Genomic DNA, 24,953 nt, shown 5'->3' with positions numbered 1-24,953 from the left:
TCACGACCACCCGCCGGGACCAGGTAGTATTTCTTTTGTCGCCGGACGCGAGAGCGAAGAGCGACAGAGTCTGCGCCGCTAGCTCAGTTGGTTAGAGCAGCTGACTCTTAATCAGCGGGTCCGGGGTTCGAGTCCCTGGCGGCGCACGATGGCGATGGCGAGTCGTGTTCGCGGAAAGCGCGAACCGGCTCGCCATCGCCGTATCCGCGCGGCTGCGCCGCGCGCGGTGGGGGCTTCGCCCTACGGCATGGTCGCGAGCGCGTCGTCCGTCGCGAAGGCGTGGTACGTCACCATGAAGCCGACACAGAAGGCGACGATCACCGCGAGGAAGAGGAGGATGCCGACCGTCCCCGCCAGGGCCTTGCCCGGAGCCGGGGAGTGGGCGGTGGCGCGTTCGGGGTGGGCCTGCGTGTAGTGGACGGGAACGATATCGCCCTCCAGCGTCGTCGCGGGGCCGTTCGACTCCTCGAAGCGGACGGTGCTGCCCTCGCGGGTGGTGAACTCGTAGACGTGATGCAGCGTCGTGGTGACGGACGTGTCACCGCCGCGACCGGTCGTCGTGTACGTCCGCAGACAGCGCGCCTCGGCGGTCAGGCCGCTGTTCCAGTTGCTCCGCAGCTGCAGCGAGCGGCGGACCACCGTCGCCGCCATGGCCAGTGCCCCGGCCATGATCAGGCCCGGCAGCGCGTAGAAAAAGAAGTCCATGGTTCCCCCGAGTCCGGTACGACTCCACGCACGCCGTCATGGTCATGCCGACGTGCGTGGAACGTACCCGCCCGGATCGCCGTGCTCCCTCAAGCGGAGCTCAGAACCCGTCCCCGGGACGGACTCGGGGCGGGGAGGTGCTCAGAACGTGACGTCCGCGCACGAGTAGAACGCGTTGCCCGTGTCCGCGATCGTCCACACCCCGAGGATCAGGTGGTGCCCGCTCAGCCCGCTCGGCAAGGTTCCGGTGTGGGTGAGCGTGGACGGCGGGCGCTGACCGTTGTACGGGACCGTCAGGAACGGGGTGGTGTTCAGGTCGGCCCTGGTCAAGGCATGGTTCTGGTTCCAGCCCGGCTTCGTGACGTAGTACTTGAAGTCGGTCGTGGCGTGCGAGGCGGTGAACTGCCAGCGGAAGGTGTAACTCTGCCCGCCGCGCACCTGGGTCGTCGGCCACGCCGTGCCCGAGGGTGTCCTGGGCTGATCGAGCGCGCCGAAGTTGGTGTGGTTCGCCGAACAGATCCGTCCGTCGGCGGGCCCTGCCGCAGGGAAGCCCTTCGGGCCCTCGACGCTCTGCGGCTCCCACTGGATGTCGCCGCAGCCGGTGACGATGCCGCCGTTCGCGCACATCTTCTGCCGGCTGAGCGGCTGGTCGGTGTAGCCGTGGGCGCTGGCACCACCGCTGGAGAGCACGAACGTGCCCGCGGTGGCGAGGCCGACCACGGCCGCGTACCACTTTGCCTTCCTGGTCGTACGTATGCGCATGCTGCCGCTCCTGAAGGATGTGGGGAGTTCCTCGAGCCGTGCGCGCGCCATTCAGGTCTAGACCAAGTCCCAGATTATGACCGGGAGTTGAACATGTCCACACCAATCGCATGCCGTCTTCAGCCCGGACCTCATCCCCCGTCGGACGTGCGCCCCGTGTAGAAGGCGACCGTCAGATCCTTCACCAGCGCCTTGCGCTCGTAGTCGTCGAGTTCGACCAGGCCGCGCATGGTCAGCCGGGTCACCGTGTCCTCGACCGAGTCCACGACCGTGCTGAGCACCGTGTCCCGGTGCTCGGCGTCGAGCGCGGCGATACGGCGGCGCTGGAGCCGCTCGGCGACCTCCGGCGCGTACTCGATCCTGGTCGGCTGCGCCGCGAACACCTCCAGCCCGGCCGGCTCCGCGTCCGCCGCCACCAGCCGGGTCAGCGCGTCACCGATCGCCTCGACGTCGCGCAGGGTCACCACGTCCCTCGTGGCGGACGCGTCGGCCGGCACCTGCGGCACCACCCGCGCCAACGCCGACTCCACGCACTCCCGCAGATAGGTCTGGTGGTCGTCGATCCCGAGCACCGCGCGCGCGGTGTCCCTGACCCGCCAGGTCACCAGCACGACCACCCGCAACGCGACCCCGTTGGCGTCCACCGCGGGGATCGGCTCGCTGCGCCAGTGCCGCAGCCGCACATCGGCCCGGTGGCGCACCACCAGCGGGTTCACCCACATCAGTCCGGTGCGGCGAGCGGTGCCACGGTAGCGGCCGAACACGCCGAGCACCCAGGCATACCCGGTGCGCCCCCGCATGAGCCCGCTGAAGCCGAGCATGCCGAGCGCCCCCGCTCCGGCGTACGCGGCCAACTGCGCGGGCCCGATCCCCGTGCCCGCGCTCGCCGGAAGCTCCAGTACCCGCATCGCCACCGGCGACAGGACACCCGCCCACCACGAGACGACCCCGCAGCCGCACAGCCCACCGAGCCCGGCCAGCACGCCCACCGAACCGGGCAGCACCCGGGCCGGCCGCTCGACCAGTTCGGGATCGGCGACCGGCGACCGCCGCACCGGCTGGGCGGGCTCGCTCACACACGGCTGCTCACCGGTGCCGCGCCGGCGTCCCACCACGGTCGGGGCGAGCGGCAGGGACCCCGGTTGGGAAGCGTCCCGGAACAGCAGGTGGACCGGGATCTCGGTGGTCGACTCGCCGTGGATGAGCCGGGCGGACGAGGTGCCGGTGTCCTGTGGTGCCCGCTCGGGCTCCGGGGACGGCGATGACGTCGTACTCATACGTGCCTCCACCCTCCGCGCCAGGAGGTGTCGTGCCGGAATGCGTCGGACAGGGGGCCGGGAGACCGGGCCGGGATACAACGGGAGATAAGGGGTCACCGGGTCGAGAACAGCCGCCGCCAGGTCTCCGGCCCCGGGTAGCCGTCGGCCGCGCTGCCGCGCCAGCCCTGGGCACGCTGGAAGGCCTCGACATTGCGCCGGTCCGCCTCGCCCCACCGCGGCCCCGGCCCGGCGGCGTAGTGCCTGCCGAACCCCTTCTCGGTCAGCTGCCGTCCCAGCTGCGCGACATGGGGACCGGTGGCGCCCGGCCGGAAGGCACCCCGGCCCGGGTAGGCGGGCATCCCGGACGGGGAGGCGCCCGCGGGTGTCCTCGAGAGAGCCCCCGGCGAGGCCGCCGAAGGACCGCCGAGTGAGGCCCTGGGGGGAAGGGACCGGCCGCGCGCGGCGAGCAGGCCGCCGAGCTCGGCGACGTAGGTGTTGCCGGGGCCCTTGCCGACGGAGGCGAGACCCGGGATGCCGACCGTCGGCACGGGTGCGCCGCCCGCCGGGAGCGGGGCGTTCTCGCCCTCGGTGGCGGCCTTGCCGTCCGATACGCCCTTGTAGCGGTACGGCACATAGCGGCTGGAGTTGGACGAGTAGGCGTAGGGGGTGGTCTTGCGGCGGGCGCGCGGCGGGGTCTCCTCGTAGGCCGTGTACCTCCGGTGCGTGTAGTCGGTCCAGCCGCCGAAGATGACGACGTGCGACCCCTTCTCCGGATTGTCGACGTTGTGGAAGAGGAGGATGTCACCGGGTTGCAGCTCCTCCTTGGAGATGCGGACGCCGAACTGGTCGAGGCTGCCCGTCCACTCGTTGCTGCCGAGGTTCCAGGCCATGGAGACGAAGCCGGAGCAGTCCTGCCGATAGCCGTCCGACCAGTAGTCGTCCATGCTGTACGGGACCTTGGCCGCGACCCACTTCTTGGCCCGGTTGATGATCTGGGCCCGGGTCGTCGCGGGCGTCATCACCCCGTTCGGCATCACGCCGGAGCCGTGCAGCGGTGATGTGCGGCCCTGCGGGGTGGCCGGTGGCTCCTCGCTCGTGGGAATGATCGGCCAGGGGTTGCCGTGGGTGGCCGCGACGGCCGGAACCGCCTGGCCCGGGCCGACGAGCACCGCGCCCGCGGCGGCGGCCAGCACGAGGGCCCTTCGGGCCGCCGGGCGCAGCGCCGGCTCACTGGGGCGGGAAGGGTGGACGGCACGGCGTTCGCGTGCGCATCCGGGGCAGTCGCAGTCGCTTGTGGGATCGATTTCCTCGAATGCCGGAGTCTTCATGCGATTCCCCTCACACTCCCTGGCCGCACCCTGGTGATTTGTCCTATTTATGTAAATGTGTCAGCTTTCCAACTGTCCAGTCGCCTCGCCTGGTGACGCCCCGAAAGATGCACGGGAGCCCGTCACTCGGGGGTACGGGGAGCCCGGACCCTGGCCCGGACCGGCCGGCCCGGTCGGGAGCACCCTTCCGGATCGGGTAGAGTTCCCGGGTCAGCAGGCGCCGCTAGCTCAGTTGGTTAGAGCAGCTGACTCTTAATCAGCGGGTCCGGGGTTCGAGTCCCTGGCGGCGCACGACCGGAAGGGCCCCTCGCCACGGCGAGGGGCCCTTCCGTATGCGCTCGTACCACCGCCGGCTGCCCCCTGGCGAGGTACTGCCGACCGAGCCCGAGCCGATGGCACTGCTCGGCGCCGGCCGGAACTCCGTGCGCGAGGCCCTGAAGGCACTCCAGGCGGTGGGCATCGTGGAGATCCGCCAGGGCTTCGGCACCTACGTCGGTCCGATGTCACTGGCCCCGATGATCGAGGGCCTCGCCTTTCGCACGGTCGCCGGACACCACCGGGGCGGGGAAAGGCGCGGCCGAGGGTCGAAGTCCCCTTGCCTCCGCGCACTTGGGGGTGCCCTCCATCAGGGGGGCACCCCCAAGTCGTGCAGCGGGCGGGTTGCGCTTGCCGACCGTCCGGGACGAGAGAGGCGGCCTCTCAGTCGCGTGACACCAGCCGCAGACGGCCGGCCAGGCCAGGCACGTCGGTCCTCAGCGTGTCACGCCCGTCAGATACGCCGACACCACCACGTTCGCGGTGTAGGTACGGCTAGCACGGTCGAAGGTGCCGCCGCAGGTGATCAGCCGCAGCTCCGCCCGGCCCGGCTGCCGTGTCCCGTACGCCTGGTGGGCGTCGAACCGGTCCCGGGCGAGGACCTGGACGCCCTCGACGGTGAACTCGGCGACCCGGCCGTCGGCGCGCACCACCCGTATCTTGGCGCCCTGCCGCAGACTGCTCAGCCGGTAGAAGACGGCGGGCCCGGTCTCGGTGTCGACGTGCCCGACGAACAGCGCCGTCCCGAGGGCCCCGGGCGTCACTCCTGCCCCGTACCACCCGGCCACGCCCGGCTGGTCGAAGGGCGGCGGGTCGATCGCGCCCTGCGCATCCAGGCCTCGCGCCACGACCGGGGCCTGCACCTCCAGGGCGGGGATGTCGACGCGCAGCGGCGCCGCCCTCCCCACCGGCTCGACCGGGGGTGGCAGTTCGGTGTCCGGGGGACGGCCGGCGGCGGCCATGTCCCCGGTCGTCGGCGCGGAGACGCCCGGGTGCACATCGGTGGCCTCGCGCCCCCACATCCACAGGCCGAGCAGCAGGACCACCCAGGCGACGCCCATCAGCAGACGGCCGGTGCCGGTGGAACGTTCATATCCGGACACGGTTCACTCCTTGCCACGGCCCCGGCGGATGCTCCGCGCGATGACCACCACGGCGGCGACGCTCACGAGAGCGAGTCCGATGATCGCCTGCCGCGCGTCCGGTCCGGCGTTGCGGGCGTCGTCGGACGACAGACGCGCGGTGGCGCCGCCGCCCGCGTGCACGGGCGCGACCGGCGAGGAGGGCGCGGCCGGTACGGCGGTGGCGCGGGCGGCGGGGGACGCCGGGCCGCTGGCAGCGGAGGAGCGGGAGGCACGAGGGGAGGCGGAGGCGCTCGGGGAGGCCGGGCCGGGCGGGGCGGTGGTCGGGGTGGACGGTGTCGGTCCACCGACGGTGAGTACGCCCTTGACCTCCCGGCCGTCGCAGCCGACCGTGACCGTGTACAGGCCCGGACGCGCCGTGGAGCGGACCCGGGTGCCGCCGGTCAGCATCCCGTCCCTCCCGACGAGCCGCGCGTCGGCGACGAACGCGTCGGACGCGGCGCTGCCGGTCGCACCGGCGCAGCCCCGCGCGGACAGCCGGACGTCGGTGCCGGGCGCGGGGGCCGCGGGGGTCAGGAAGACGCCCTGCGCGTCCGCCGCGGATGCCGTGGGCGCGAGGACGGCCGCGACAACGGCCCCCGCACACAGAGTGAGCCGTAGTGAACCCATCGTGAACCTCCCGATACCAGGAGGCTCACATCTCCGACACTCCGGCGCATCCGGACGGGACCCTCGGCTACTCCGTACGGGGGGGCGGGCCAGGGCCGTACGGGCCCCTGGGCCGCCCGCCCGCGCCCGGCCGCCGGGCTCCGGCCGGGGGTGTCAGACGAGGTCGACGACGTCCGCGATGGAGTTCACCACGTGGGAGGGCCGGTAGGGGTACAGGTCGATGTCCTCCGGCGTGGTCAGCCCGGTGAGCACCAGGAACGTCTGCATCCCGGCCTCCATGCCGGCCAGCACATCGGTGTCCATCCGGTCGCCGATCATCGCGCTGGTCTCCGAGTGCGCCCCCAGCGTGTTCAGTCCGGTCCGCATCATCAGCGGGTTCGGCTTGCCCGCGAAGTACGGCTTCTTGCCGGTCGCCTTGGTGATCAGCGCGGCGACCGCGCCCGTGGCGGGCAGCGGCCCCTCGGGGGACGGGCCGGTCTCGTCGGGGTTGGTGCAGATGAAACGGGCCCCGGCCCGGATCAGCCGGACCGCCTTGGTCATGGCCTCGAAGGAGTATGTGCGGGTCTCGCCGAGGACGACGTAGTCGGGCTCTTGGTCGGTCAGGATGTAGCCGATGTCGTGGAGTGCCGTGGTCAGCCCGGCCTCGCCGATGACGTACGCCGAGCCGCCGGGCCGCTGGTCGCCCAGGAACTGGGCGGTCGCCAGCGCCGAGGTCCAGATGTTCTCCACCGGCACGTCCAGACCCATACGGCTCAGCCGGGCGTGCAGATCGCGCGGAGTGTAGATGGAGTTGTTGGTGAGCACGAGGAAGGGCTTGCCGGACTCACGCAGCCTCTTCAGGAAGGCATCGGCACCGGGGATCGGAACGCCCTCGTGGATGAGCACACCGTCCATGTCGGTGAGCCACGACTCGATGGGCCTGCGCTCTGCCATGTGCGATCTCCTGCCGTACGTCGCTGCGTGAGTCCAGCCTAGCGATCAGCTGTTCGTGGCGGATTTCCAGTCTTCGCCGGGCGAGTTCGGCCAGCATTCCGGAGCGCAGCCGGGCGTCCAGCGCGGACAGCGGCTCGTCCAGGAGGAGCACACCGGGGCGTACGGCGAGCGCCCGGGCGATCGCGACCCGCTGCTGCTGGCCGCCGGACAGCTCGCGCGGATACCGGCGCCCGTACTCCCCCATCCCGGTCATCTCCAGCGCTTCGGCGACCCGTGCGGGGATCTCGCGCCGGGGCACCTTGCGCGCCCTGAGCCCGAAGGCCACGTTGTCCGCCACCCGCATGTGCGGAAAGAGCGCGTACTGCTGGACGACCATCCCTATGCCGCGCTGGTGCGGGGCCAGCCCGGTGACGTCGCGTTCGCCGACGAACACCCGTCCGGAGGCCGGGCGTACGAACCCGGCGACGGCCCGCAGCGCGGTCGTCTTCCCGGAACCGGAGGGCCCGAGCAGCGCCATCACCTCGCCGGGTTCGACGCTGAGGTCGAGCGCGTCCAGGACGGTGGTCCCGTCGTACGCGACCGACACCCGGTCGAAGCGGATGCCGGTCATGCGGGGTCGACCCCCCTCACGAGCGCGGGGAGTTCGACCACGGAGCCGAGCACATGGGTGGCCCCGGCGGTGCGCAGCGCCGCTTCCTGGTGGGCGCCGGTGAGCACCCCGCCCACCAGGCCCGCCCCGGCGCGCACCCCGCTGAGCATGTCGTAGGAGGTGTCGCCGACGACCGCGACCTGGCGTACGTCGTCGGCGGCGCCGGTGCGCAGGAAGGCCGTCAGCACCATGTCCGGGTAGGGGCGCCCCCGGCCTCCCGCGTCCGCCGGGCACAGGGTGAGCGGGACCAGCTCCCGCCAGCCGAGGGTGTCGAGGATCGCGTCCTGGGTGACGCGGGCGAACCCGGTGGTGAGCACGACCGTCCGCCCGTCGGCCCGGAGTTCCTCGACGGCCGCCCGGGCCCCGGGGATCTCGGTGACGTGTCCGCCGTCGACCAGTTCGGCGTAGGCCTTCTCGAACGCGGAGTTGGCGCGCTCGGCGAGGCTCTCCTCGCCGAACAGGTGCCGGAAGACGGAGATCTTGGACTCGCCCATGGTGGCCCGTACATAGGCCAGCTTCTCGGCGTGGTCGGCGGAGCCGGGCTCCACGCCCAGTTCGGCGGCGGCCGCGGCGAAGGCCCGCTCGACGAGCCCGCCGTCGGCGACGGTGGTCCCGGCCATGTCGAGCACGAGGAGACGTATGTCGGTCATCAGGTGATTCACCAGCCCAGTTCGTTCGCGGTCTTCTCGGCGATCGCGGGTGCGCAGGTCATGCCGCGCCCGCCGGGCCCGGTGACCAGCCACGCTCCCTCGCCCACCTGCTGCCGGTGCACGACGCGCCGGGTGTCGGTGCACTGCGCGTACACCCCGGCCCAGCGACGGCGGATTCTCGGCAGCGGCCGGCCGAGGAATCCCTCGACGACCTCCGCCAGATGCTCGTAGGGGTCCTCGAGCGTGTCGAAGGCGAACGGGTGCTCGTACTCGTGGGTGTCGCCGATGGTCAGCCCGCCGTCCGCGCGCTGCACCATCAGCAGCTGCATCCGGTGCGCGGCCGCGACCGGGGCCTGCGGCTGCCCGGCTTCCAGGTGGTCGAGGGCCTGCCCGCCGTAGGCCGGGTAGTAGCGGAAGCTGTCGGCGTCGGCGACCGAGGTGGGCAGGGGTTCGCCGAGCGGGTCGGTCTGCATCATCTGGAGCCGTACGCGGCGCACGGGCAGATCGGGGGCGAGCTCCCTCACCAGTCCGCCGAGCCAGGCGCCCGTGCACAGCACGACCGCGTCCGCGCGGTGCACGTCGCCGTGGTCGTCGCGGACCGTGCCGGGCCCGGTGACCTCGCGGACCTCGCGTCCGGGCAGGAAGGTGTAGTTCGGGGACTTCGACAGCTGTTCGCGCAGGGCGAGCTGGGCGGTGCGGGGCTCGACGGCCGCGTCCCGTTCGCAGTACAGGGCGGACTCGTACGTACCGCGCAGGGCGGGGTTCACCGCGCGCGCCTCGGCCGCGGTGAGCAGCTTGTAGCCGCGGGCGGCCGCGTCCGGCCTGGCCAGGGCGGCCTCGGCGACGGCCCGTTCGAGGTCGTTGCGGACGGGTGTCAGCGACCCGTTGGCGCGGAAGCCCAGCGCCGGCACGAGGGCGCCGATCCGCTCCCAGAGCTCCCGTGCCCGCAGGGCGGTCCCCAGCTCCTCGCCGCCCGCGCGGCCGCTCACCCAGATCTGCCCGAAGTTGCGCAGCGAGGCGCCCCGGGCCTCGGCCTCCCGTTCGATCTGTACGACCTCATGGCCGCGTTCCACCGCTTGCCAGGCGTGCATGGTGCCCACCACGCCGCCTCCGACGACTGTCACTCTCACAACGGCCACGCTCCTTGGGACGGGGAAACCGGAAGGATCCGGTCGGCATCCAGATCGTGAACCGCCCTTCAGGTTTGGGCTAGACCCGTTATCTTTCCGTTATGAAAAGGGCTGGACCCGAAGGCCCGCCGTCGCCCTTCTCAGCCGCCCAGACGGGTGGTGAAGGAGAACCGGTCCCCCCGGAACAGCGTCCGCACCCGCTCCAGCGGCCGCCCCTCCATGTCCCGCGAGACACGGTGGATCAGCAGCATCGGCAGCGCCGGCGGCGTACCGATGAGCAGGGCCTCCCGCGGGGTGGCGAGCACGGTCTCGATGCGCTCGTCCGCGTCCCCGAAAGCGATGCCCTGCTCATGGAGGTAGCCGTAGAAGGAGGAGTCGGGGTCGAAGTCGGTGTCGAGCCGCGGGACCCGCGCCACCGCCACATAGGTGCTCTCCAGACCGACCCGCTCGTCGTCGGCGAGGAGCAGGCGCTCCATGTGCCAGACCGGTTCACCGCGGGTGAGACCGGTCTCGGCGGCCAGGGCGTCGTTGCAGGGGAAGCGGTCCAGGGTGGTGAGGCTTCGGCCCGGGGTCCGGCCCTGTCTGCGCACACCCTCGGTGTAGCTGGCCAGGGACAGCGGCTGCTCCAGCTTGGGTCCGGCGACCACCGTGCCCCGCCCCTGCCGGCGCAGCCTGCCCTCCAGGAGCAGGTCGCGCAGCGCCTGCCGCACGGTCTCGCGGGCCACGTCGTAGCGGTCGGACAGGTCGCGTTCGGTGGGCAGCAGCCCGCCCTCGCCCAACTCCGCCACGAGCGCGGCGATTTGCGCCTTCACCGCGTAGTACTTGGGAATGCGGCCGTGCTCGGGAACGCCGGAGCGGACGGGGGCGCCGGGGTCCTGGTCGTTCGGGTAGTCCACGGGCAGATCGTCGCAGACCGGACCCAGGGCCCCGGAAGGCGGGCGGCGGGCGGGCTGTGTCAGTGGCGTCTGCGGGCCATCACGAGGGACCCTCCGGCGACGAGCAGGCCGACCGCGGCCATCGCCAGCCCGCCGACGAACTTGACGAGGTCGCGCGACGGTTGCGGCGTGGCGACGGCCAGCGCCTCGGCGGTGGGCGCCGGACGCGAGGAAGGGGACTTGGCCGCCGTCCCATTCAGCGCCGGCGAGTGCCCCTTGTCCGACTGCTCCGCATCCTCGCCCGGAGCGGCCGCCTTGTCCGGCTCCTCGGCAGCCTTGCCCGGCTTCTCGGCAGCCTTGCCCGACGGCGACGCGTCCTTGCCCGGTTCGGACGCCTTGCCGGACGGGGACGCGGCCTTGCCGGACGGGGACGCGGCCTTGTCCGGCTTCTCGGTCGCCTTGCCCGGCCTCTCGGCAGCCTTGCCCGTGTGTTCGGCGGCGGGGGCGCCCCCCGAGTCGATCTGGAACCAGTAGTCGTCCGACTCGCCGACCCAGTCGCCGGCGTTGTCGATCTTCCGCAGGATCGCTGCCTTCGCCCGGACGTCGTTCGGTTGGGCCCTCGCGGTGAGTGAGAACCGCACCTTCACGGTGAGCGTCCGGTGAGGGGCCACCGTGAAGCCGGGGAAGCCGTCGTCGAAGGCGCCGACCAACTCCTCCCGGTCGGTGTGCGTGAAGGTGACCGGGTGCCAGCGGTCGCCCCCGTAGAAGTCCAGCTTGGGCTCGGCATCCCTCAGCTTGCGCCGGGAGTCGACCAGGACGACCGCCGGGTGGACGTTCTTGCAGGACCGGTCGGTGGTGTTCTGGATGTCGATGAACCAGGTGTCGTCGGCGTCACCGGGCTTGTAGCTGCCGGGCCCGCCGTGGATGCGGGTGGTGAGGGGGAAGGCGTCAGCGGCTTCGCTGGAGCAGCCGGGGCGCGCGTCGGCGACGAGCGCGGCAGCAGGCGCCTGCCTGAGGAGGAGGACGGCGGCGAGCGCGCAGGGCAGGAACAGAGACAGTCGGGAAGGTCGAGACAGTCGCATGAACATATGAGCTTCCATGGGGGGTGCTCTCCGGGGTGCGCCACGCCTGGGGAGCGGCGCTCGGCGGGCGTAAGTCCCCCCGGTCAGCGCAGTGGGCTCACCCTTGTGGCGGGTGCCCACCCCTTTGGCTCGTCTCAGCCTTCCGCTCGCCCGAACAGCGGCGCGAGCAGCAATTGGGCCGCACCCTCCGCCACCCCGCGCGCCCCGCCCGGGGCGACACGCACCGGGACGCCCGCGGTCGAGCCCTCGCGCCGGGCTCGTGCGTCGAGGACCGCGCCCACTCCCCGCACGAAGGGCTCGGGGTGCGCGGCGACGGTTCGGCCTCCGAGGAGCACCTGGTCGATGTCGAGCAGCCCGGCCAGGTTCGCGGCGCCCGCGCCGAGGACCCGCGCCGCCTCGGCCATGTCACCGCGGGCGACCGCGGCCAGGCACAGCGCCTCGATGCAGCCCCGGTCGCCGCAGTCGCAGGGCGGCCCGTCCAGCTGGATGACCTGGTGCCCGAACTCCCCGGCCCCGGTCCGCGCGCCCCTGTGCACGGCCCCGCCGATGACGAGTCCTGCACCGAGTCCGGTCCCGAGGTGCAGATAGGCGAACGACGCGTAGGCGCCCTCGGCCGCCCCGCCCAGGGCGAGCCCGAGCGCCGCGGCGTTCGTGTCCTTGTCGACGACCACGGGCATCCCGAGCCGCCGCGCCAGCGCCTCCCGCAGCGGAAACCCGTCCCACTCGGGGAACCCGGTGACCCGGTGCAGCACACCGTGCAGATGGTCGAGGGGGCCGGGGAGCGCGACACCGACGCCGAGGACCGGGAGGGGGACGGGGAGGTTCGGGATGGGGGGTGCCGATGGGGCACCGGGGGCCACCGGGTCGCCGACGGGCCGGGGTTCGGCGTCCGCCGGGTCGCCGGCGGGCCGTGGTCCGGGGGCCGCCGAGGGTTCGCCGTCCGCGCCGGGCGTCTGCCCCGTCTCCGCGGATGCCGTACGCATCTCCCCGTATGCCGAGTATGCCGAGCACGTCTCCTCGTACGCGGTACGCGTCTCCCCGTGTGCGGTCCGCGTCCCCGCGTCCCCCCGCCGCCTCTCCGTCGCCCCGGCCAGCAGGGCTTCCACCTCCCGGGCAGCCCCTTCCACCACGGCATCCGCGCCGGCGCCCAGGTCCAGCGCTGCGCGCCGCTCGGCGACCACCGCGCCCGTCAAGTCGCAGAGCACGGCCCTCAGTTCGTCCCGGTCGAGGTGCAGTCCCACCGCGTGCCCGGCCCCCGGCACCAGCCGCAGCACCGTTCGCGGTTTGCCGCCCGTGGAGGCGCGGCGGCCCGCCTCCACCGCGAGGCCGTCCGCGCGCAGCCGGGCGGTGATCTTGCTGACGGCCTGGGGGGTCAGCCCGGTCCGCTCCGCCACTTCCAGCCGGCTGATCCCGGCCTCCCCCGCCGTGCGCAGCAGATCCAGCACAAGCGCCGCGTTGTGGCTGCGCAGCCCCAGCAGGTTCACTCCGCCCGCCACTGTTCCCCCGACCCCACGCCTGCCTCCGCCCGGTCCCGCATACGTCCTGTCCACCCTGCCATTCTCCCTCGCGCTTGCACTTTGGCAACAGCGTTGCGAAAGTAGAGCCATGACTGCCACAGCCCCTGGTACTGACACCCCCCTCCGTGTGGGCCTCATCGGCTTCGGCCTCGCGGGCTCCGTCTTCCACGCCCCGCTGATCGCCGCCACCGAGGGCCTGGCCCTCGACACGGTGGTCACCTCGAACCCCGAGCGGCAGAAGGAGGTGCGCGCCGAGTACCCGGACGTGCGCATCGCCGCCTCCGTGGACGAGTTGTGGGCCCGGGCCGGGGAACTCGACCTGATCGTCGTCGCGTCCCCGAACAAGACACACGTGCCGATCGCGACGGCCGCCCTGGAGGCGGGACTGCCGGTCGTGGTCGACAAGCCGATCGCGGGTACGGCGGCCGAGGCACGCGAGCTGGCGGCCCTCGCCGAGGACCGCGGTCTGCTGCTCTCCGTCTTCCAGAACCGGCGCTGGGACAACGACTTCCTGACCCTGCGCAAGCTGATGGACGAGGGCGAACTGGGCGACGTCTGGCGCTTCGAGTCCCGCTTCGAGCGCTGGCGCCCGCGGCCCAAGGGCGGATGGCGCGAGTCCGGCGACCCCGCAGAGATCGGAGGTCTGCTCTACGACCTGGGTAGTCATGTCGTCGACCAAGCGCTCGTCCTCTTCGGCCCCGGCGCCTCCGTGTACGCCGAGTCGGACGTCCGCCGCCCCGGCGCGGAGGCGGACGACGACACGTTCATCGCGCTCACGCACACCAGTGGTGTCCGCTCCCACCTGTACGTCTCCGCGACGGCGGCCCAGCTCGGCCCGCGCTTCCGCGTCCTCGGCTCCGAGGCGGGCTTTGTGAAGTACGGCCTGGATCCGCAGGAGGCGGCCCTGCGCGAGGGCCTGCGCCCCGGGCCGGACTGGGGCCAGGAGCCCGAGTCCCTGTGGGCCCGCATCGGCGCCGGGGAGTCCCCGCTGACCGGCGGCGGCCGCCCCGTACCGAGCCTTCCCGGCGACTACCCGGCGTACTACGCGGCCGTAGCGAGGTCCCTGCGCGAGGGAGGTCCGAATCCGGTCACGGCGCACGAGGCCGCCGCGGCCCTCGATGTCCTCGAGGCGGCCCGGCGCTCGGCCCGCGAGGGTGTGGCGGTGGCGCTGTGACGACCAGGGCCCCGGAGATCCCCGAACTCGAGTCGCAGGAGCGGGAGCTGACGCTCCATCATTTCACGTACGACGACGCGTGGGCCCTCGGCACGCTGCTGGTGGAGCTGGCGCGGGCCCGTAGCGCGCCCGTCGCGATCGACATCCGCCGCGGCGGCCAGCAGCTCTTCCACGCTGCGCTGCCGGGCTCCACGCCGGACAACGACGCCTGGATCGACCGCAAGCGCCGCGTGGTCGAGCGCTACGGCTGCTCCTCCCTGCTGGTCGGCACCCGCTTCCGCGCCAAGGGCACGACGTTCGAGGAGTCCTCCCGCCTCGACCCCGATGTGTACGCGGCCCACGGCGGCGCGTTCCCGATCGCGGTCGAGGGCGCGGGCGTGATCGGCACGGTGGTGGTGTCGGGCCTGCCGCAGCTGGAGGACCACGCGTTGGTGGTCGAAGCCCTGGAGAGGTTCAAGGCGTCCCGATAGGGGTCCGGGGCGGGAGATCGTGCGGCTCCGCCACGTGGGCGCGAGCGACCACGGACACCACAGCCGCCGAACTCCCGCCATTCCCCGGTCCTCCCGGCGCGGCGGCTACGCGTCCCTCCACTCCTGCCGCCGCGGCTACGCGTCCTTCAACTCCTGCCGCTGCCGCCCCAGGCCGTCGATCTCCAGCTCCACCACGTCCCCGGCCCGGAGATACGGCTTGGGCTCGGGCCGCCCCAGGGCCACCCCCGCCGGGGTACCGGTGTTGATGACGTCCCCCGGGTACAGCGTCATGAACCGGCTGACGTACCGCACCACTTCGGCGACGGGGAAGATCTGCTCCGCGGTGGTCCCGTCCTGCTTCAGCTCCCCGTTGACCCAGAGCCTCAGACGGAGGTTCTGGGGATCGGGCACCTCGTCCGCGGTCACCAGCCAGGGTCCCAGCGGATTGAACGTCTCGCAGTTCTTGCCCTTGTCCCACGTCCCACCGCGCTCGATCTGGAACTCGCGCTCGGAGACATCGTGCGCCACCGCGTACCCGGCGACGTGCGCGAGCGCCTCCTCGCGCGACTCCAGGTAGCGGGCCGTCCGCCCGATGACGACGGCGAGTTCGACCTCCCAGTCGGTCTTGGCGGACCCGCGCGGCACGAGCACGGTGTCGTGCGGCCCGACCACCGTGTCCGCCGCCTTGAAGAAGATCACCGGCTCTGCGGGCGGCTCGGCACCGGTCTCGCGGGCATGGTCGTGGTAGTTCAGACCGATGCAGACGATCTTGCCGATGCGGGCGAGCGGCGGCCCGATGCGCAGTCCGTCGGCGTCCAGTTCCGGCAGCTCGCCCGACGCGGCGGCGGCGCGGATCCGGCCGAGCGCCGCGTCGTCGGCGAGCAGCGGCCCGTCGATGTCCGCGACGAGACCCGACAGGTCCCGCAGGGTCCCCTCGGCGTCGAGCAGCGCCGGCCGCTCCCCTCCCGCGGTACCGACTCGCAGCAGCTTCATGGTCACAATCTCCCTCGATCGCGGCAGCCCGGCCGATGGGTGCGGCCGGAGTGCGGACGGGGCGCAGCCATCGGAGGACTGGTCGATCCTCCAAGCTCAACGTCCGGTCCGCAATACCCCGTTCACGGACTGGACCGGCCACCCGCACCCGACCGCCGTATCCGCCTCCCGGACGGCCCCCCGGACCGTCGCCGGGACCGGGTCGCCGTCGCGCTCAGCGGTAGAGCACCACCCGTTCGACCGCGCTCCACGTCGTACTGGTGACCACGTACAGCGCGGCGGCCAGCGGCACCACCGCCACGGTGACCAGGGTGAAGAAGGAGAGGAACGGCATCGCCTTGGTGACCGCGCAGGCCATGTCCCAGCTGGAAACCACCGCGACCACCCCCGTCAGCGCCCCCGCGGCCGCCGAGACCCCACGGGCCGCCCCCACCCTCGCCCTGACCAGCGCGGCCACCGCCGTGGCGCTGATCAACTACACCGCACTGGTGGTCACGCTCCCCGACACCGTCGCCGCCCTGCACACCCCGCTCTCCGCCCAGGCCTGGCTGCTCAACGGCACACCGCTCGGCCTGGCCGCGCTGCTCCTGGTGGCCGGCACCCTCGCCGACGACTACGGCCGCCGACGGATCTTCGTGGCCGGAACGGCCGCCCTCGGCCTGACCGCCGCACTCGGCGCCCTCACCACCTCCACCTGGCTGTTCACGCTGGCACGCATCACCCAGGGCGCGGCGAGCGCGGCCATCCTCGCCAGCAGCCTCGGCCTGCTGGTGCACGCCTACCCGAGCGCGCGCGGCCGGCTGCACGCGACCGGCGTATGGGGCGCGTTCGTCAGCGGCGGCATCGCGGCGGGCCCCCTGATCGCCGGGGCGATGCCCACCTGGCGGGCCTCCTACGGCATCCTCGGCGCCGCCGCGCTCGTCATCGCGGCCCTGTCGGCCCGCACCCTTCCGGAGTCCCGCGCACCCCGGGCCGGCCGGCCCGACCTCGTGGGAGCGGCCGTCTTCAGCGCCGCCCTCGTCTCCCTGGTGGCCGCGCTGACTCTCGGCCGGGACGGCTGGCTGAGGGCACCGGTGCTGCTGCTGTTCGCGACGGCCGTGCTCCTGGTCCTGGCCTTCGGCCTGATCGAGCACCGCGCCCGCACCCCGATGATCGACCTGGCCCTGCTGCGCCGCCGGCGCTTCCTCGGCTCCTCGGCGGCCGGACTGTTCACGGGCCTCGCCGTGATCGGCCTGTTCAGCTTCCTGCCGGCCCTGCTCCAGCGGACGCTGGGTCTCAGCCCGATCAACACGGCATGGCTGTTCCTGCTCTGGTCCGGGCTGTCCTTCGCGGTCGCGCTCCAGGCGAAGCGGCTGGCGGGCCGCGTCTCGGCCCGCCACCAACTGGCCCTAGGTTTCGCGCTGCACACCGTCGGCGTCCTGACCATGCTCGGCGCGATCGGCGCCCACTCCTGGACTCGGCTGCTGCCCGGCCTGGTGATCGGCGGCGTCGGCAGCGGTCTGCTCAACGCCGCGCTCCCGCTGGTCGCCGTGGAGTCGGTGCCCACCGCACGGGCGGCGATGGGCTCGGGCGCCCAGCAGACCTTCCGCTACACCGGCTCCTGCGCGGGCGTGGCCCTCACCATCGCCCTGGTGACCTCGGGCGGCGCTCCCGCGCATGGCGCGAACATCGCCCTGATCGTCTCGGCGGCCCTGGCCCTGGTGGGCGCGGCCGGTGTCATGGCGCTCCGGGACCGGGACGCCTGAGGCACCGGCCGGTCACCCGGCCGATGCCGTGCCCCCGAAGGCTCTGCGAGACACCTCAGACCTCCCTGACGACCCGGGAGAGCACACCGGTCGCATGGCGTTCGGACGCGGCGCACGCGGCGAGCAGCAGCGCCACCATGGGCACGCGCCCGCGACGGTCCAGGCCCGCGGGCGCGCAGCAGTGGCCGTACGCGTAAAGGTCATGACCGGTCTCCCCCTGGTCTCCCCCGACTCCCAGCCGTACCGGTCGTGTTCGGGGTACGGCTCCCGGCACCGTACTGCCGGGCGGCCTTGCCTCCGAAGGTTCTGAGCAAGACATGAGGAACGCATCGGACGTGGGACTGCCCCGTTGGCCGGTCCGTTCGCTGCGGTGCCGCGCCGTGGTCGACGACGGTGGTGTGCCCTCGCTGCGGCCGGGCTGCGGTCGGCCCACCCCGTACCGCCCCCGGCCTGCGAATCTCTCTCGTTTGTCGGTCGGCGGCAGTACGGTGTCCCCCATGCGCCCCGACACGCCTGCCGAGAACGTCGACCACAACGCCGAAGCAGCACGCCTGGAGCGGACTGCCGGGCTGTATCCCGAGGACGCGGAACACCTGCTGTTGCAGGCCGCCGCCCATCGGGAACTGGCCGGTGACCGCGCCGGCGCGACCGCGCTGTACGACCGCCTGCTGTCGTCCTCCGAGCCCCTGGAGAACCCCCAGCTGGTCCGCGCCCTGAAGGCGTCGAACCTGTGGGAGTACGACCACGAGGCGGAGGCCCGGGCGATCATCGACGGGATTCGCGCGTCCGCCCCTCGCCACCCGGCACCCTGGCTGATCGTCGCGGAGTCGCTGGAGTCGCACGACGAGCTGGAGGCGGCGGAGGAGACGTTCACGGAGGGGCTGCGGCTCCTGCTCGGCGACACCGCGGAGCCCCCGCAGTCCACCCACCCGCTTCTCTACGGCCGCCACCGGGTCCGCCGCATGCTGGGCGCGGCCCACGACGAGTGGGACACCTTGGCCGACACCCTCCACTCCTCCCCGGTGACCCTGGACGAGCTCCACGACCCGAAGCGCGTCTGGTCCCTGGGGTCGGACAACCCTGCCGAGCTCCAGGCCGAGATCAGCCGCCTGCGAGCGGAACTGGGCGCCTATCGGGAGGCCCTGTCCCGCCCGTTCCCGGTCGCGGTCCTGCACTGGCCGGCACCCGAACTGCACGAGCTGGTGTCCGCGTACCCGTCGCTGGCCACCGAGTACTCCTCCCACGAGGAGCACCTGGCGACCATAGAGGCCTCACTGAGGGAGCTGGCCTCCTCCGGCACCCCGAACCTGGGCATCGTGACCGGCACGGTCCCGTCCTACGAGGCCTTCGCAGCCTCAGAGGGCACGTCCCCGGAGGACACGTCCCTGCTCCCCCAGTACGCGACGACTCTGGCGGCACGGGGGCGGGCGGTGGTTTGGCCGCCGGAGCGGGGCGGGGTGTGCTGGTGCGGGGCGGGACGGGCTTATGAGGGGTGTCACGGCGTAGGGGTGTAGGCCACGGCGACCGCGCGACTACTTCACCCCTCAAGCCGACGGCTGTCCGGAAGTGATCATTTTTCGTCATCGGACACTCGATTGCCAGTGACTGCTGTTAGAACAGATCCCTATCGGCGCGCGAGATCGTACGCGAGAGCCCGCGAGGGATCGAAGGAGCAGTCGTGACGGAATCGGGGGATGTGACGCAGCCAGTCGCGGGCGTCTACGAGCAGCTCCTCACGGAGAACCTGCGCCATCGGATAGAGGGGCTCGAAGCCTCGGGCTGGAAGGCCATCGACGCCGAGGTCAGTAAAGATTCGGCCCCTCATGTGCTGGCCCGGCACATCGGTGAGGCGGTGAGGCGTCGACTGAGTCAAATGCCGCACAGGGACCAGGTGGCCGCCGCCAACCAGATCATGCGGTCGCTGGCTGCCAGCGCACCCGACCCGGATGCGGACGAAACCCTTGGCTCCATCGTCGACGGACCACGGCAACTGCTCGCTCTCGCCGAGCAAGAAGCACCTGGTGCCTATGCGATCCGCCCTCTAACGCCGCTCTCGGAAACGGCGTTGATCACCAACGCGCCGGACGACCCTAACCTCGGTGCCGAGTTGCGTGCCGAGCTCGCCACGGCTGACAGCATCGACCTGCTGTGCGCGTTTGTGAAGTGGCATGGCATACGGGTGCTTGAGGACTCGCTGCGCGCGGCGAAGATGCGTGGCGTCCGCATCCGAGTGATCACCACCACCTACATCGGCGCCACTGATCGGTATGCCTTGGACCGCCTGGTCCGGGAGTTCGACGCCGAGGTAAAGATCAACTACGAGATCCGGTCAACCCGTCTGCACGCGAAGGCTTGGCTGTTCCGCCGCAAGACCGGCTTCGACACGGCCTACGTAGGCAGCTCCAACCTGTCGAAGGCCGCGCTGCTCGATGGTCTGGAGTGGAACGTACGGCTGTCGTCCGTCGCCACGCCTAGGGTGATCGATAAGTTCGAGGCGACGTTCGACGCGTACTGGGATGACGCCGCCTTCGAGTCGTATAACCCGGAGACCGACGGGAACCGGCTGGCTGACGCGTTGGCCCAGGCGGGCGGCAAGGGGGCGGGGGACGAGCTTAAGATCAATTTGTCCGGGCTCGAAGTCCAACCGTTCCCACACCAACGGGACATGCTGGAGCGTCTGCGAGTCGAGCGTGAGATCCGCGGCCATCACGAGAACCTGCTCGTCGCGGCGACCGGCACCGGTAAGACCGTCATGGCGGCCCTGGACTATCGCTCTCTGCGGGACCAGCGCGGTGGAGAGCTCCCCCGGCTGCTCTTCGTGGCACACCGCAAAGAGATCCTGAGGCAGTCCTTGCGGAAATATCAGGAGGTACTCGGCGACGCCTCCTTCGGTGAGCTGCTCTACAACGGGCAGGAACCCCAGGAGTGGACGCATGTCTTCGCCAGCGTCCAGTCCCTCAACCTTCGGCGGCTGGAGCAGTTCGATCCGCGCCACTTCGACGTCATCGTCATCGACGAGTTCCACCACGCCACGGCGAACACGTACCGCCGCGTCCTTGAGCACTTCACACCGACCGAGCTGCTCGGCCTCACCGCGACACCGGAGAGGATGGACGGGCACAATGTGCAGGACGAGTTCTTCGGCGGTCGGATCGCTGCGGAGATGCGGCTCTGGGAGGCCCTGGAAAACGACCTGCTCTGCCCTTTCCACTACTTCGGAGTTCCAGACGGCACCGACCTGTCTCAGCTCAATTGGCGCGCAGGCTCATACGATCGAGATGAGCTCGGCAACCTCTACACGGCCAGCCACGCACGGGCTCTCATCGTCATCAAGCAGGTCAAGGACAAGATCTCCAACCCGGCTGCCATGCGCGCCCTGGGCTTCTGTGTGACCAAGAAGCACGCGCACTTCATGGCAGACCGCTTTCGGGAGGCGGGGTTCCAGGCCGCCTCGCTCGACAGCGACTCGCCCCCGGCCGAACGTGAACGAACGCTGAACGACCTAAGGGCCGGCCGGATCCAGGTGATCTTCTCGGTAGATCTGTTCAACGAGGGCCTGGATATCCCGGATGTCGACACCCTGCTCCTCCTGCGGCCCACGAACAGCGCGACCATCTTCCTTCAGCAGTTGGGACGTGGCCTGCGCCGTACACAGAGCAAGCCGGTCCTGACGGTGCTGGACTTCATCGGCCAGCACCGGGCGGAGTTCCGCTTCGAGGAGCAGTTCCGCGCCCTGACCAACCTCTCCCGCAACCGCCTGGTCGATGCCATCGAGCGCGGCTTCCCCCAACTGCCATCCGGCTGCCAGATTCTCTTGGAAGGCAAGTCGAAGGACCTCGTCCTCGACAACATTCGGACGCAACTCAACGCCACGATCAACACGCTGGCGAAGGAAGTCAGGAGCTACCGCACGCCCCGGCTCGCTGCCTATCTGCGCGAGAGCAGACGGGAGATCAAGGAGCTCTACAAGAGCAAGAACTCCTGGACAGCAGTCCTGCGCAGAGCTGGGCTGGTCAAAGAGGCCGAAGTGCCGGGTGAGGAGGAACTCCTCAAGCGTGTCCACGCCTTCCTTCACGTGGACGACCCCGAGCGAGCCGACGCCTACCTACGCCTTCTCGCGGACGACGCCCCCGACTATGACGCACTCTCCCTCACCGATCAGGTATATGCCCGCATGTTGTTCTTCAACCTGTGGGACAAGGCGGGCGGGTTCTCCAGTTACCGCGAAGGCCTCAAATCCCTTGGCGTCCAGCATGCGTTCCGCGATGAATTGCAGCAGGTTCTGTCCTATGTCCTCGACCGGACCGACCACTACCCCATCCCCCTGGACGGGCCGCTAAGCCACCTCCCGCTGAAGATCCACAGTGCCTACAACCGCTCAGAGATCCTCGCGGCCCTCGGTGTGGCCCGGTTGGGCGGACAGATGCCCGGCGTCTTCAGTCAAGGAGTGACCTGGGTCGAGGAAATCAAGACCGACGCCCTTCTCATCACTCTGGAGAAGAGCGAGCGGGACTTCTCACCCAGTGTCCGCTACAAGGACTACGCACTGAGCCCAACCCGGTTCCACTGGGAGTCGCAGGGGACGACGCCCGAGAACTCCCCAACAGGCTTGCGCTACCAGAACCATGCCAAGGAGGGCAGCCATGTTCTGCTCTTCCTGCGCCGCTACAAGAACAACAACATCGGCAAGTCCGAACCCTGGATCCTCCTGGGACCTGCCACCTACAAGACGCACACCGGCAGCAAGCCGATGGCGATCACCTGGGAACTCCAGCACGAGCTTCCGGCCGATGTGTGGACGTACTCGGCCATCGCCGCCGGCTGACGTCCGCTGTCGCGGGTTCGTGGCACGCCGGCACCGCCACTGAGTCCGCACTGACCGAGCTGTCCCCCACCAGCGGGAACCGAGAGGGCCAACTCACACTGGCGCCCCCGGGTACCCTGCCTGCATGATTCGCGCAGTCGTCTTCGACGTCGGTGAGTGCCTGGTCGACGAGACCCGTGAGTACGGGACCTGGGCCGACTGGCTGGCAGTGCCGCGCCACACCTTTCACGCGATGTTCGGGGCGGTCATCGCCCAGGGGCGGGACTACCGCGAGACCTTCCAGGATTTCCGGCCTGGGTTCGATCTCCACGAGGAGCGCGAGAAGCGGGCCGCTGCCGGGCAGGCCGAGACGTTCGGCGAGGAGGATCTGTACGCGGATGTGCGGCCGGCGCTCGCTCAGCTCCGGGCTGACGGGCTGTGGCTCGGCATCGCCGGTAATCAGACCGTGCGATCTGGGCGGATCCTGCGGGAGCTTTTCTCGAGGGACGTCGATCTGATCGGTACGTCGGACGACTGGGGGGCTAGCAAGCCCGACCCGGAGTTCTTCAAGCAGGTCGCGGAAGCCGCTCCCTTCGACGTGGACGAGATCCTCTACGTCGGGGATCGGTGCGACAACGACGTTCGGCCGGCCGGTCGGGCGGGAATGTACACCGCGCTCGTGCATCGCGGGCCCTGGGCGACGATTCAGTGGAACAGCGCCGAAGCCAGGGAGCTGCCGACCTTCCGTGTGGAGAGCCTGCTCGAGCTGTCCGACCGGATCGGCCGATTCAACGGCTCAGTGCGCTGAGAGTCGTCGACCAGTCGTACAGTCGGTCGTCGAGGTCGCGGACGCAACGTTCGCGCTGATGGGGAGCGAGCGCGCGGCGGACCTCTCGTACTCGGTCCATGCCCGTGGCGTACCAGGTCACCGCAAGTTGGTCGAGAGCCCGACCAGCGTACTCGCATGCCTGCTCCGGGTTTCCGGAGGCCGCCTCGACAGCGGCCAGGTCGCCATACACGACCGTGCGCTGTTTGCCTTCGGCAGAGGTCATCGAGGCCAGCGCTTCGAGCAAGGTCTCGCGGGCCTGCGGGAGGTGGCCCGCGATCATCTGCGTGTTTCCCTTGAAGGCCGCCAAACGGGCCGGGGAGAACCAGTCCATCCACTCCGGCGAGGAGTGATCGTTACCGGCTTCCAGGATGTCCTCCGCATGGCCGATCAGGTGCAGCGCGGTGCGGGCGTTGCCGCATCGGGTTTCACACTCGGCCTCCACTGCGTCGAGCCATGCCAGGAACTCGGCGGAAGCGGGGGCGCGGCGCGCGTATGTCCGGGCTGCTGTCATGCGCTCCTGAACTCCGTCTCGGTCGGCCACCCAGCCCGGCACAAAACCCATGTGCGCGATGATCGCCGAGCCGAGCAGCGAGTCGTCGGCCTCGCCTGCGGCTTGCAGCGCCAGAACGAGAGTGTTGTTCGCAACGCTCGGTTCCCGGAGATCGAAGAATTCGATCCGGCCCGCAAGGAGGTAGGTCTCGGCCAGTGCGGCGGCGATCGCCCTGCGCGTCGAGTCCGTCGTCTCCGGGAGCAGCGCGCATCCCAGCGCCGCGTGTGCAACCACGGGCGGGTGCAGCTTGGCCGGGGCGACGGACCAGTAGAGCCGACGATGGGATCGGGTCACAGCTTGGAAGTCCGCGCCAGCAGTGGCGGGTTGTGGCACCGCGACCGTTCGTCCGGTTGTCACCGACAGGCCCATGACGGTCGCTCCGCCGGCCGCAGTTGTGCGTCGAGTGCGTTCGGGGCCGGGGCCATCGGTGCTCCACGGAGGAGTGAAACCCAGCGCTTCCAGGCTCTGACCCAGCAGGTGCGCAAGCACTCTTTGGCAATCGGGCTGCGGCCACGGCGGATTCTCCGACTCCCAGCGGCGAACCTGTCGCACCCCGATCGACAGGCCGCGCATCCCCATGGTCTCGGCGTGCCTGGTGAGAGCGTCGGCCAAGTCCTGCTGTGAGTTGAACCCGGCGGCTACGCGAGCGGCCTTGAGTCGGACGTTGCCTGCGGACCTGGACACTTGGACACCTCCTGCTGGCGGCTGCTGCAACAGTCCCACAGCAGGTCCCCTTCCGGGCAGGTTTTCACTCCTAAGGCCTACCCAAGGTCCCATCTGCGCCCCTTCAGAGACCTCTTCAAGTCCTCGAAAGCGACCTTCCCTTCAGGAACTCTGTGTGCATGGGCCCGACTGTAACCAGGAACAGGAGCCAAATCGTGGAACCACGTGATGTCGTGGACAGAGCGGTTGCCGAATGGCTTGCGCGAGCGCACCCCGCGCCGGAGCAGGCTCGGACGGAATGGGCGACTCAAGGTGTGGCGCTCCTGCCTCTGGGCGAGCGATTCGCCGCGGTGCGCATCGAGTCCTGTGTCGTACACGCCGCCGTGGGCACCGAGAACAGATCGCAAGTCGCGTCAAGGCTGGGTGAGTTACTGGACGGGTCGATCATCTACGACCGTCGCGTCGCTGGTGGTACGTACTACGCCCTGATCCAAGGGCACGCGGGTCTCGCCTGGGCGTACGACGATGTCGCCACTTGTCTTGGTCACGGTACGTATCTGGGAGTGCCCCGAATCGACCGGCGGCAGCCGCCCGGCACGTACTGGGTGACCCCACCGCGCTACGAAGGCGACTTGTGCGCGCCACGCTCGATCACGGCCTTGGTCGAGGCGGGCAGGTCACGACTGGACGCGACAGCCGAGGCCTGCTCCCCCTTCGTCGAGACGGACTGACCGATGGACTCCCTCGTCCTGGTCGCCCCGGCGGTTCG

At 70.9% G+C, this 24,953-nt stretch carries 22 protein-coding genes, 2 tRNA genes and 2 pseudogenes; 10 read left to right on the top strand and 16 right to left on the bottom strand.

Features of this window, described 5'->3' with window-relative positions:
• Positions 1 to 72: 72 nt before the first annotated feature.
• Positions 73 to 146 (top strand) — tRNA-Lys (locus tag ABZ823_RS00815).
• 94 nt (positions 147 to 240) lie between these two features.
• Here ABZ823_RS00815 and ABZ823_RS00810 read toward each other — a convergent pair.
• From ABZ823_RS00810 to ABZ823_RS00795, 4 genes are all read right to left on the bottom strand, one after another.
• Positions 241 to 705 (bottom strand): DUF3592 domain-containing protein, encoded by a 465-nt coding sequence (locus ABZ823_RS00810; protein WP_361652208.1) that lies wholly within the window; start codon positions 703 to 705, stop codon positions 241 to 243.
• A 141-nt stretch (positions 706 to 846) separates the two neighbouring features.
• On the bottom strand, positions 847 to 1,467 hold the full coding sequence (locus ABZ823_RS00805) for a lytic polysaccharide monooxygenase (RefSeq protein ID WP_361652206.1): 621 nt from the start codon (positions 1,465 to 1,467) through the stop codon (positions 847 to 849).
• A 131-nt stretch (positions 1,468 to 1,598) separates the two neighbouring features.
• A complete protein-coding gene (locus ABZ823_RS00800; RefSeq protein ID WP_361652204.1) occupies positions 1,599 to 2,744 on the bottom strand; it encodes an SPFH domain-containing protein in 1,146 nt (381 codons plus the stop codon).
• A 95-nt stretch (positions 2,745 to 2,839) separates the two neighbouring features.
• A complete protein-coding gene (locus ABZ823_RS00795) occupies positions 2,840 to 4,054 on the bottom strand; it encodes a peptidoglycan-binding protein (RefSeq protein ID WP_361652202.1) in 1,215 nt (404 codons plus the stop codon).
• Between the two features lie 217 nt (positions 4,055 to 4,271).
• Between ABZ823_RS00795 and ABZ823_RS00790 the strand changes: the two genes are divergently transcribed.
• Both ABZ823_RS00790 and ABZ823_RS00785 read left to right on the top strand, forming a co-directional pair.
• Positions 4,272 to 4,345 (top strand) — tRNA-Lys (locus ABZ823_RS00790).
• Positions 4,346 to 4,386: 41 nt separating this feature from the next.
• Positions 4,387 to 4,617, top strand: a pseudogene (locus ABZ823_RS00785) (GntR family transcriptional regulator); the annotation flags it as partial.
• A gap of 189 nt (positions 4,618 to 4,806) precedes the next feature.
• Here the strand turns inward: ABZ823_RS00785 and ABZ823_RS00780 are convergent.
• The 9 genes and pseudogenes from ABZ823_RS00780 to ABZ823_RS00740 form a co-directional block, all read right to left on the bottom strand.
• Positions 4,807 to 5,430 (bottom strand): class F sortase, encoded by a 624-nt coding sequence (locus ABZ823_RS00780; protein WP_361652819.1) that lies wholly within the window; start codon positions 5,428 to 5,430, stop codon positions 4,807 to 4,809.
• A gap of 45 nt (positions 5,431 to 5,475) precedes the next feature.
• Positions 5,476 to 6,120, bottom strand: coding sequence for a hypothetical protein (locus ABZ823_RS00775; protein WP_361652200.1), 645 nt, complete (start codon positions 6,118 to 6,120; stop codon positions 5,476 to 5,478).
• A gap of 153 nt (positions 6,121 to 6,273) precedes the next feature.
• Entirely contained in the window at positions 6,274 to 7,053 is a 780-nt protein-coding gene (locus ABZ823_RS00770; RefSeq protein ID WP_361652198.1) for an HAD-IIA family hydrolase, read from the bottom strand.
• Between the two features lie 76 nt (positions 7,054 to 7,129).
• Positions 7,130 to 7,663 (bottom strand): annotated as a pseudogene (locus tag ABZ823_RS00765) (ATP-binding cassette domain-containing protein); the annotation flags it as partial.
• A complete protein-coding gene (locus ABZ823_RS00760) occupies positions 7,660 to 8,352 on the bottom strand; it encodes a phosphonatase-like hydrolase (protein ID WP_361652196.1) in 693 nt (230 codons plus the stop codon). The pseudogene ABZ823_RS00765 and the gene ABZ823_RS00760, both read right to left, overlap by 4 nt.
• Positions 8,353 to 8,360: 8 nt before the next feature.
• Positions 8,361 to 9,482, bottom strand: coding sequence for a TIGR03364 family FAD-dependent oxidoreductase (locus tag ABZ823_RS00755; RefSeq protein WP_361652194.1), 1,122 nt, complete (start codon positions 9,480 to 9,482; stop codon positions 8,361 to 8,363).
• Between the two features lie 140 nt (positions 9,483 to 9,622).
• Positions 9,623 to 10,378, bottom strand: coding sequence for a GntR family transcriptional regulator (locus ABZ823_RS00750; protein ID WP_361652192.1), 756 nt, complete (start codon positions 10,376 to 10,378; stop codon positions 9,623 to 9,625).
• A 59-nt stretch (positions 10,379 to 10,437) separates the two neighbouring features.
• Complete coding sequence (locus ABZ823_RS00745; RefSeq protein WP_361652190.1) at positions 10,438 to 11,439, bottom strand: hypothetical protein; 1,002 nt, start codon at positions 11,437 to 11,439, stop codon at positions 10,438 to 10,440.
• Between the two features lie 134 nt (positions 11,440 to 11,573).
• A complete protein-coding gene (locus ABZ823_RS00740) occupies positions 11,574 to 13,055 on the bottom strand; it encodes an ROK family protein (RefSeq protein WP_361652188.1) in 1,482 nt (493 codons plus the stop codon).
• Here ABZ823_RS00740 and ABZ823_RS00735 point away from each other — a divergent pair.
• Both ABZ823_RS00735 and ABZ823_RS00730 read left to right on the top strand, forming a co-directional pair.
• Positions 13,045 to 14,130 (top strand): Gfo/Idh/MocA family oxidoreductase, encoded by a 1,086-nt coding sequence (locus tag ABZ823_RS00735; protein WP_361652186.1) that lies wholly within the window; start codon positions 13,045 to 13,047, stop codon positions 14,128 to 14,130. The two genes, ABZ823_RS00740 and ABZ823_RS00735, sit on opposite strands and share 11 nt — an antisense overlap.
• On the top strand, positions 14,127 to 14,600 hold the full coding sequence (locus ABZ823_RS00730) for a heme-degrading domain-containing protein (protein ID WP_361652184.1): 474 nt from the start codon (positions 14,127 to 14,129) through the stop codon (positions 14,598 to 14,600). The genes ABZ823_RS00735 and ABZ823_RS00730 overlap by 4 nt, the downstream gene beginning before the upstream one ends.
• 135 nt (positions 14,601 to 14,735) lie before the next feature.
• Here ABZ823_RS00730 and ABZ823_RS00725 read toward each other — a convergent pair whose 3' ends face one another.
• Complete coding sequence (locus tag ABZ823_RS00725) at positions 14,736 to 15,593, bottom strand: fumarylacetoacetate hydrolase family protein (RefSeq protein WP_361652182.1); 858 nt, start codon at positions 15,591 to 15,593, stop codon at positions 14,736 to 14,738.
• 214 nt (positions 15,594 to 15,807) lie between these two features.
• Complete coding sequence (locus ABZ823_RS00720; protein WP_361652861.1) at positions 15,808 to 15,969, bottom strand: hypothetical protein; 162 nt, start codon at positions 15,967 to 15,969, stop codon at positions 15,808 to 15,810.
• Here ABZ823_RS00720 and ABZ823_RS00715 point away from each other — a divergent pair.
• The 4 genes from ABZ823_RS00715 to ABZ823_RS00700 all read left to right on the top strand — a co-directional run bounded on the left by ABZ823_RS00715 (position 15,950) and on the right by ABZ823_RS00700 (position 22,950).
• Positions 15,950 to 17,338, top strand: a complete 1,389-nt coding sequence (locus ABZ823_RS00715; protein WP_361652180.1) for an MFS transporter — start codon at positions 15,950 to 15,952, stop codon at positions 17,336 to 17,338. The genes ABZ823_RS00720 and ABZ823_RS00715 overlap by 20 nt on opposite strands.
• Positions 17,339 to 17,835: 497 nt before the next feature.
• The gene (locus tag ABZ823_RS00710) at positions 17,836 to 18,852 is read left to right on the top strand and encodes a hypothetical protein (RefSeq protein ID WP_361652178.1); all 1,017 of its coding nucleotides are present in this window, start codon (positions 17,836 to 17,838) and stop codon (positions 18,850 to 18,852) included.
• Between the two features lie 164 nt (positions 18,853 to 19,016).
• Positions 19,017 to 22,163, top strand: a complete 3,147-nt coding sequence (locus tag ABZ823_RS00705) for a DUF3427 domain-containing protein (protein ID WP_361652176.1) — start codon at positions 19,017 to 19,019, stop codon at positions 22,161 to 22,163.
• 124 nt (positions 22,164 to 22,287) lie between these two features.
• A complete protein-coding gene (locus ABZ823_RS00700) occupies positions 22,288 to 22,950 on the top strand; it encodes an HAD family hydrolase (protein ID WP_361652174.1) in 663 nt (220 codons plus the stop codon).
• On the opposite strand, the gene ABZ823_RS00695 is transcribed toward ABZ823_RS00700, so the two are convergent.
• Positions 22,931 to 24,205 carry a transcriptional regulator gene (locus ABZ823_RS00695; protein WP_361652172.1) on the bottom strand — a complete coding sequence of 425 codons (1,275 nt, stop codon included), beginning with the start codon at positions 24,203 to 24,205 and terminating at the stop codon, positions 22,931 to 22,933. The two genes, ABZ823_RS00700 and ABZ823_RS00695, sit on opposite strands and share 20 nt — an antisense overlap.
• Positions 24,206 to 24,498: 293 nt before the next feature.
• Between ABZ823_RS00695 and ABZ823_RS00690 the strand changes: the two genes are divergently transcribed.
• Entirely contained in the window at positions 24,499 to 24,915 is a 417-nt protein-coding gene (locus tag ABZ823_RS00690) for a hypothetical protein (protein ID WP_361652170.1), read from the top strand.
• Positions 24,916 to 24,953: the final 38 nt, after the last annotated feature.

The sequence above is a fragment of the Streptomyces sp. NPDC047079 genome (genome assembly GCF_040643755.1).
Taxonomy (GTDB): Bacteria; Actinomycetota; Actinomycetes; order Streptomycetales; family Streptomycetaceae; genus Streptomyces.
This window is presented reverse-complemented; position numbering and strand designations above follow the sequence as displayed.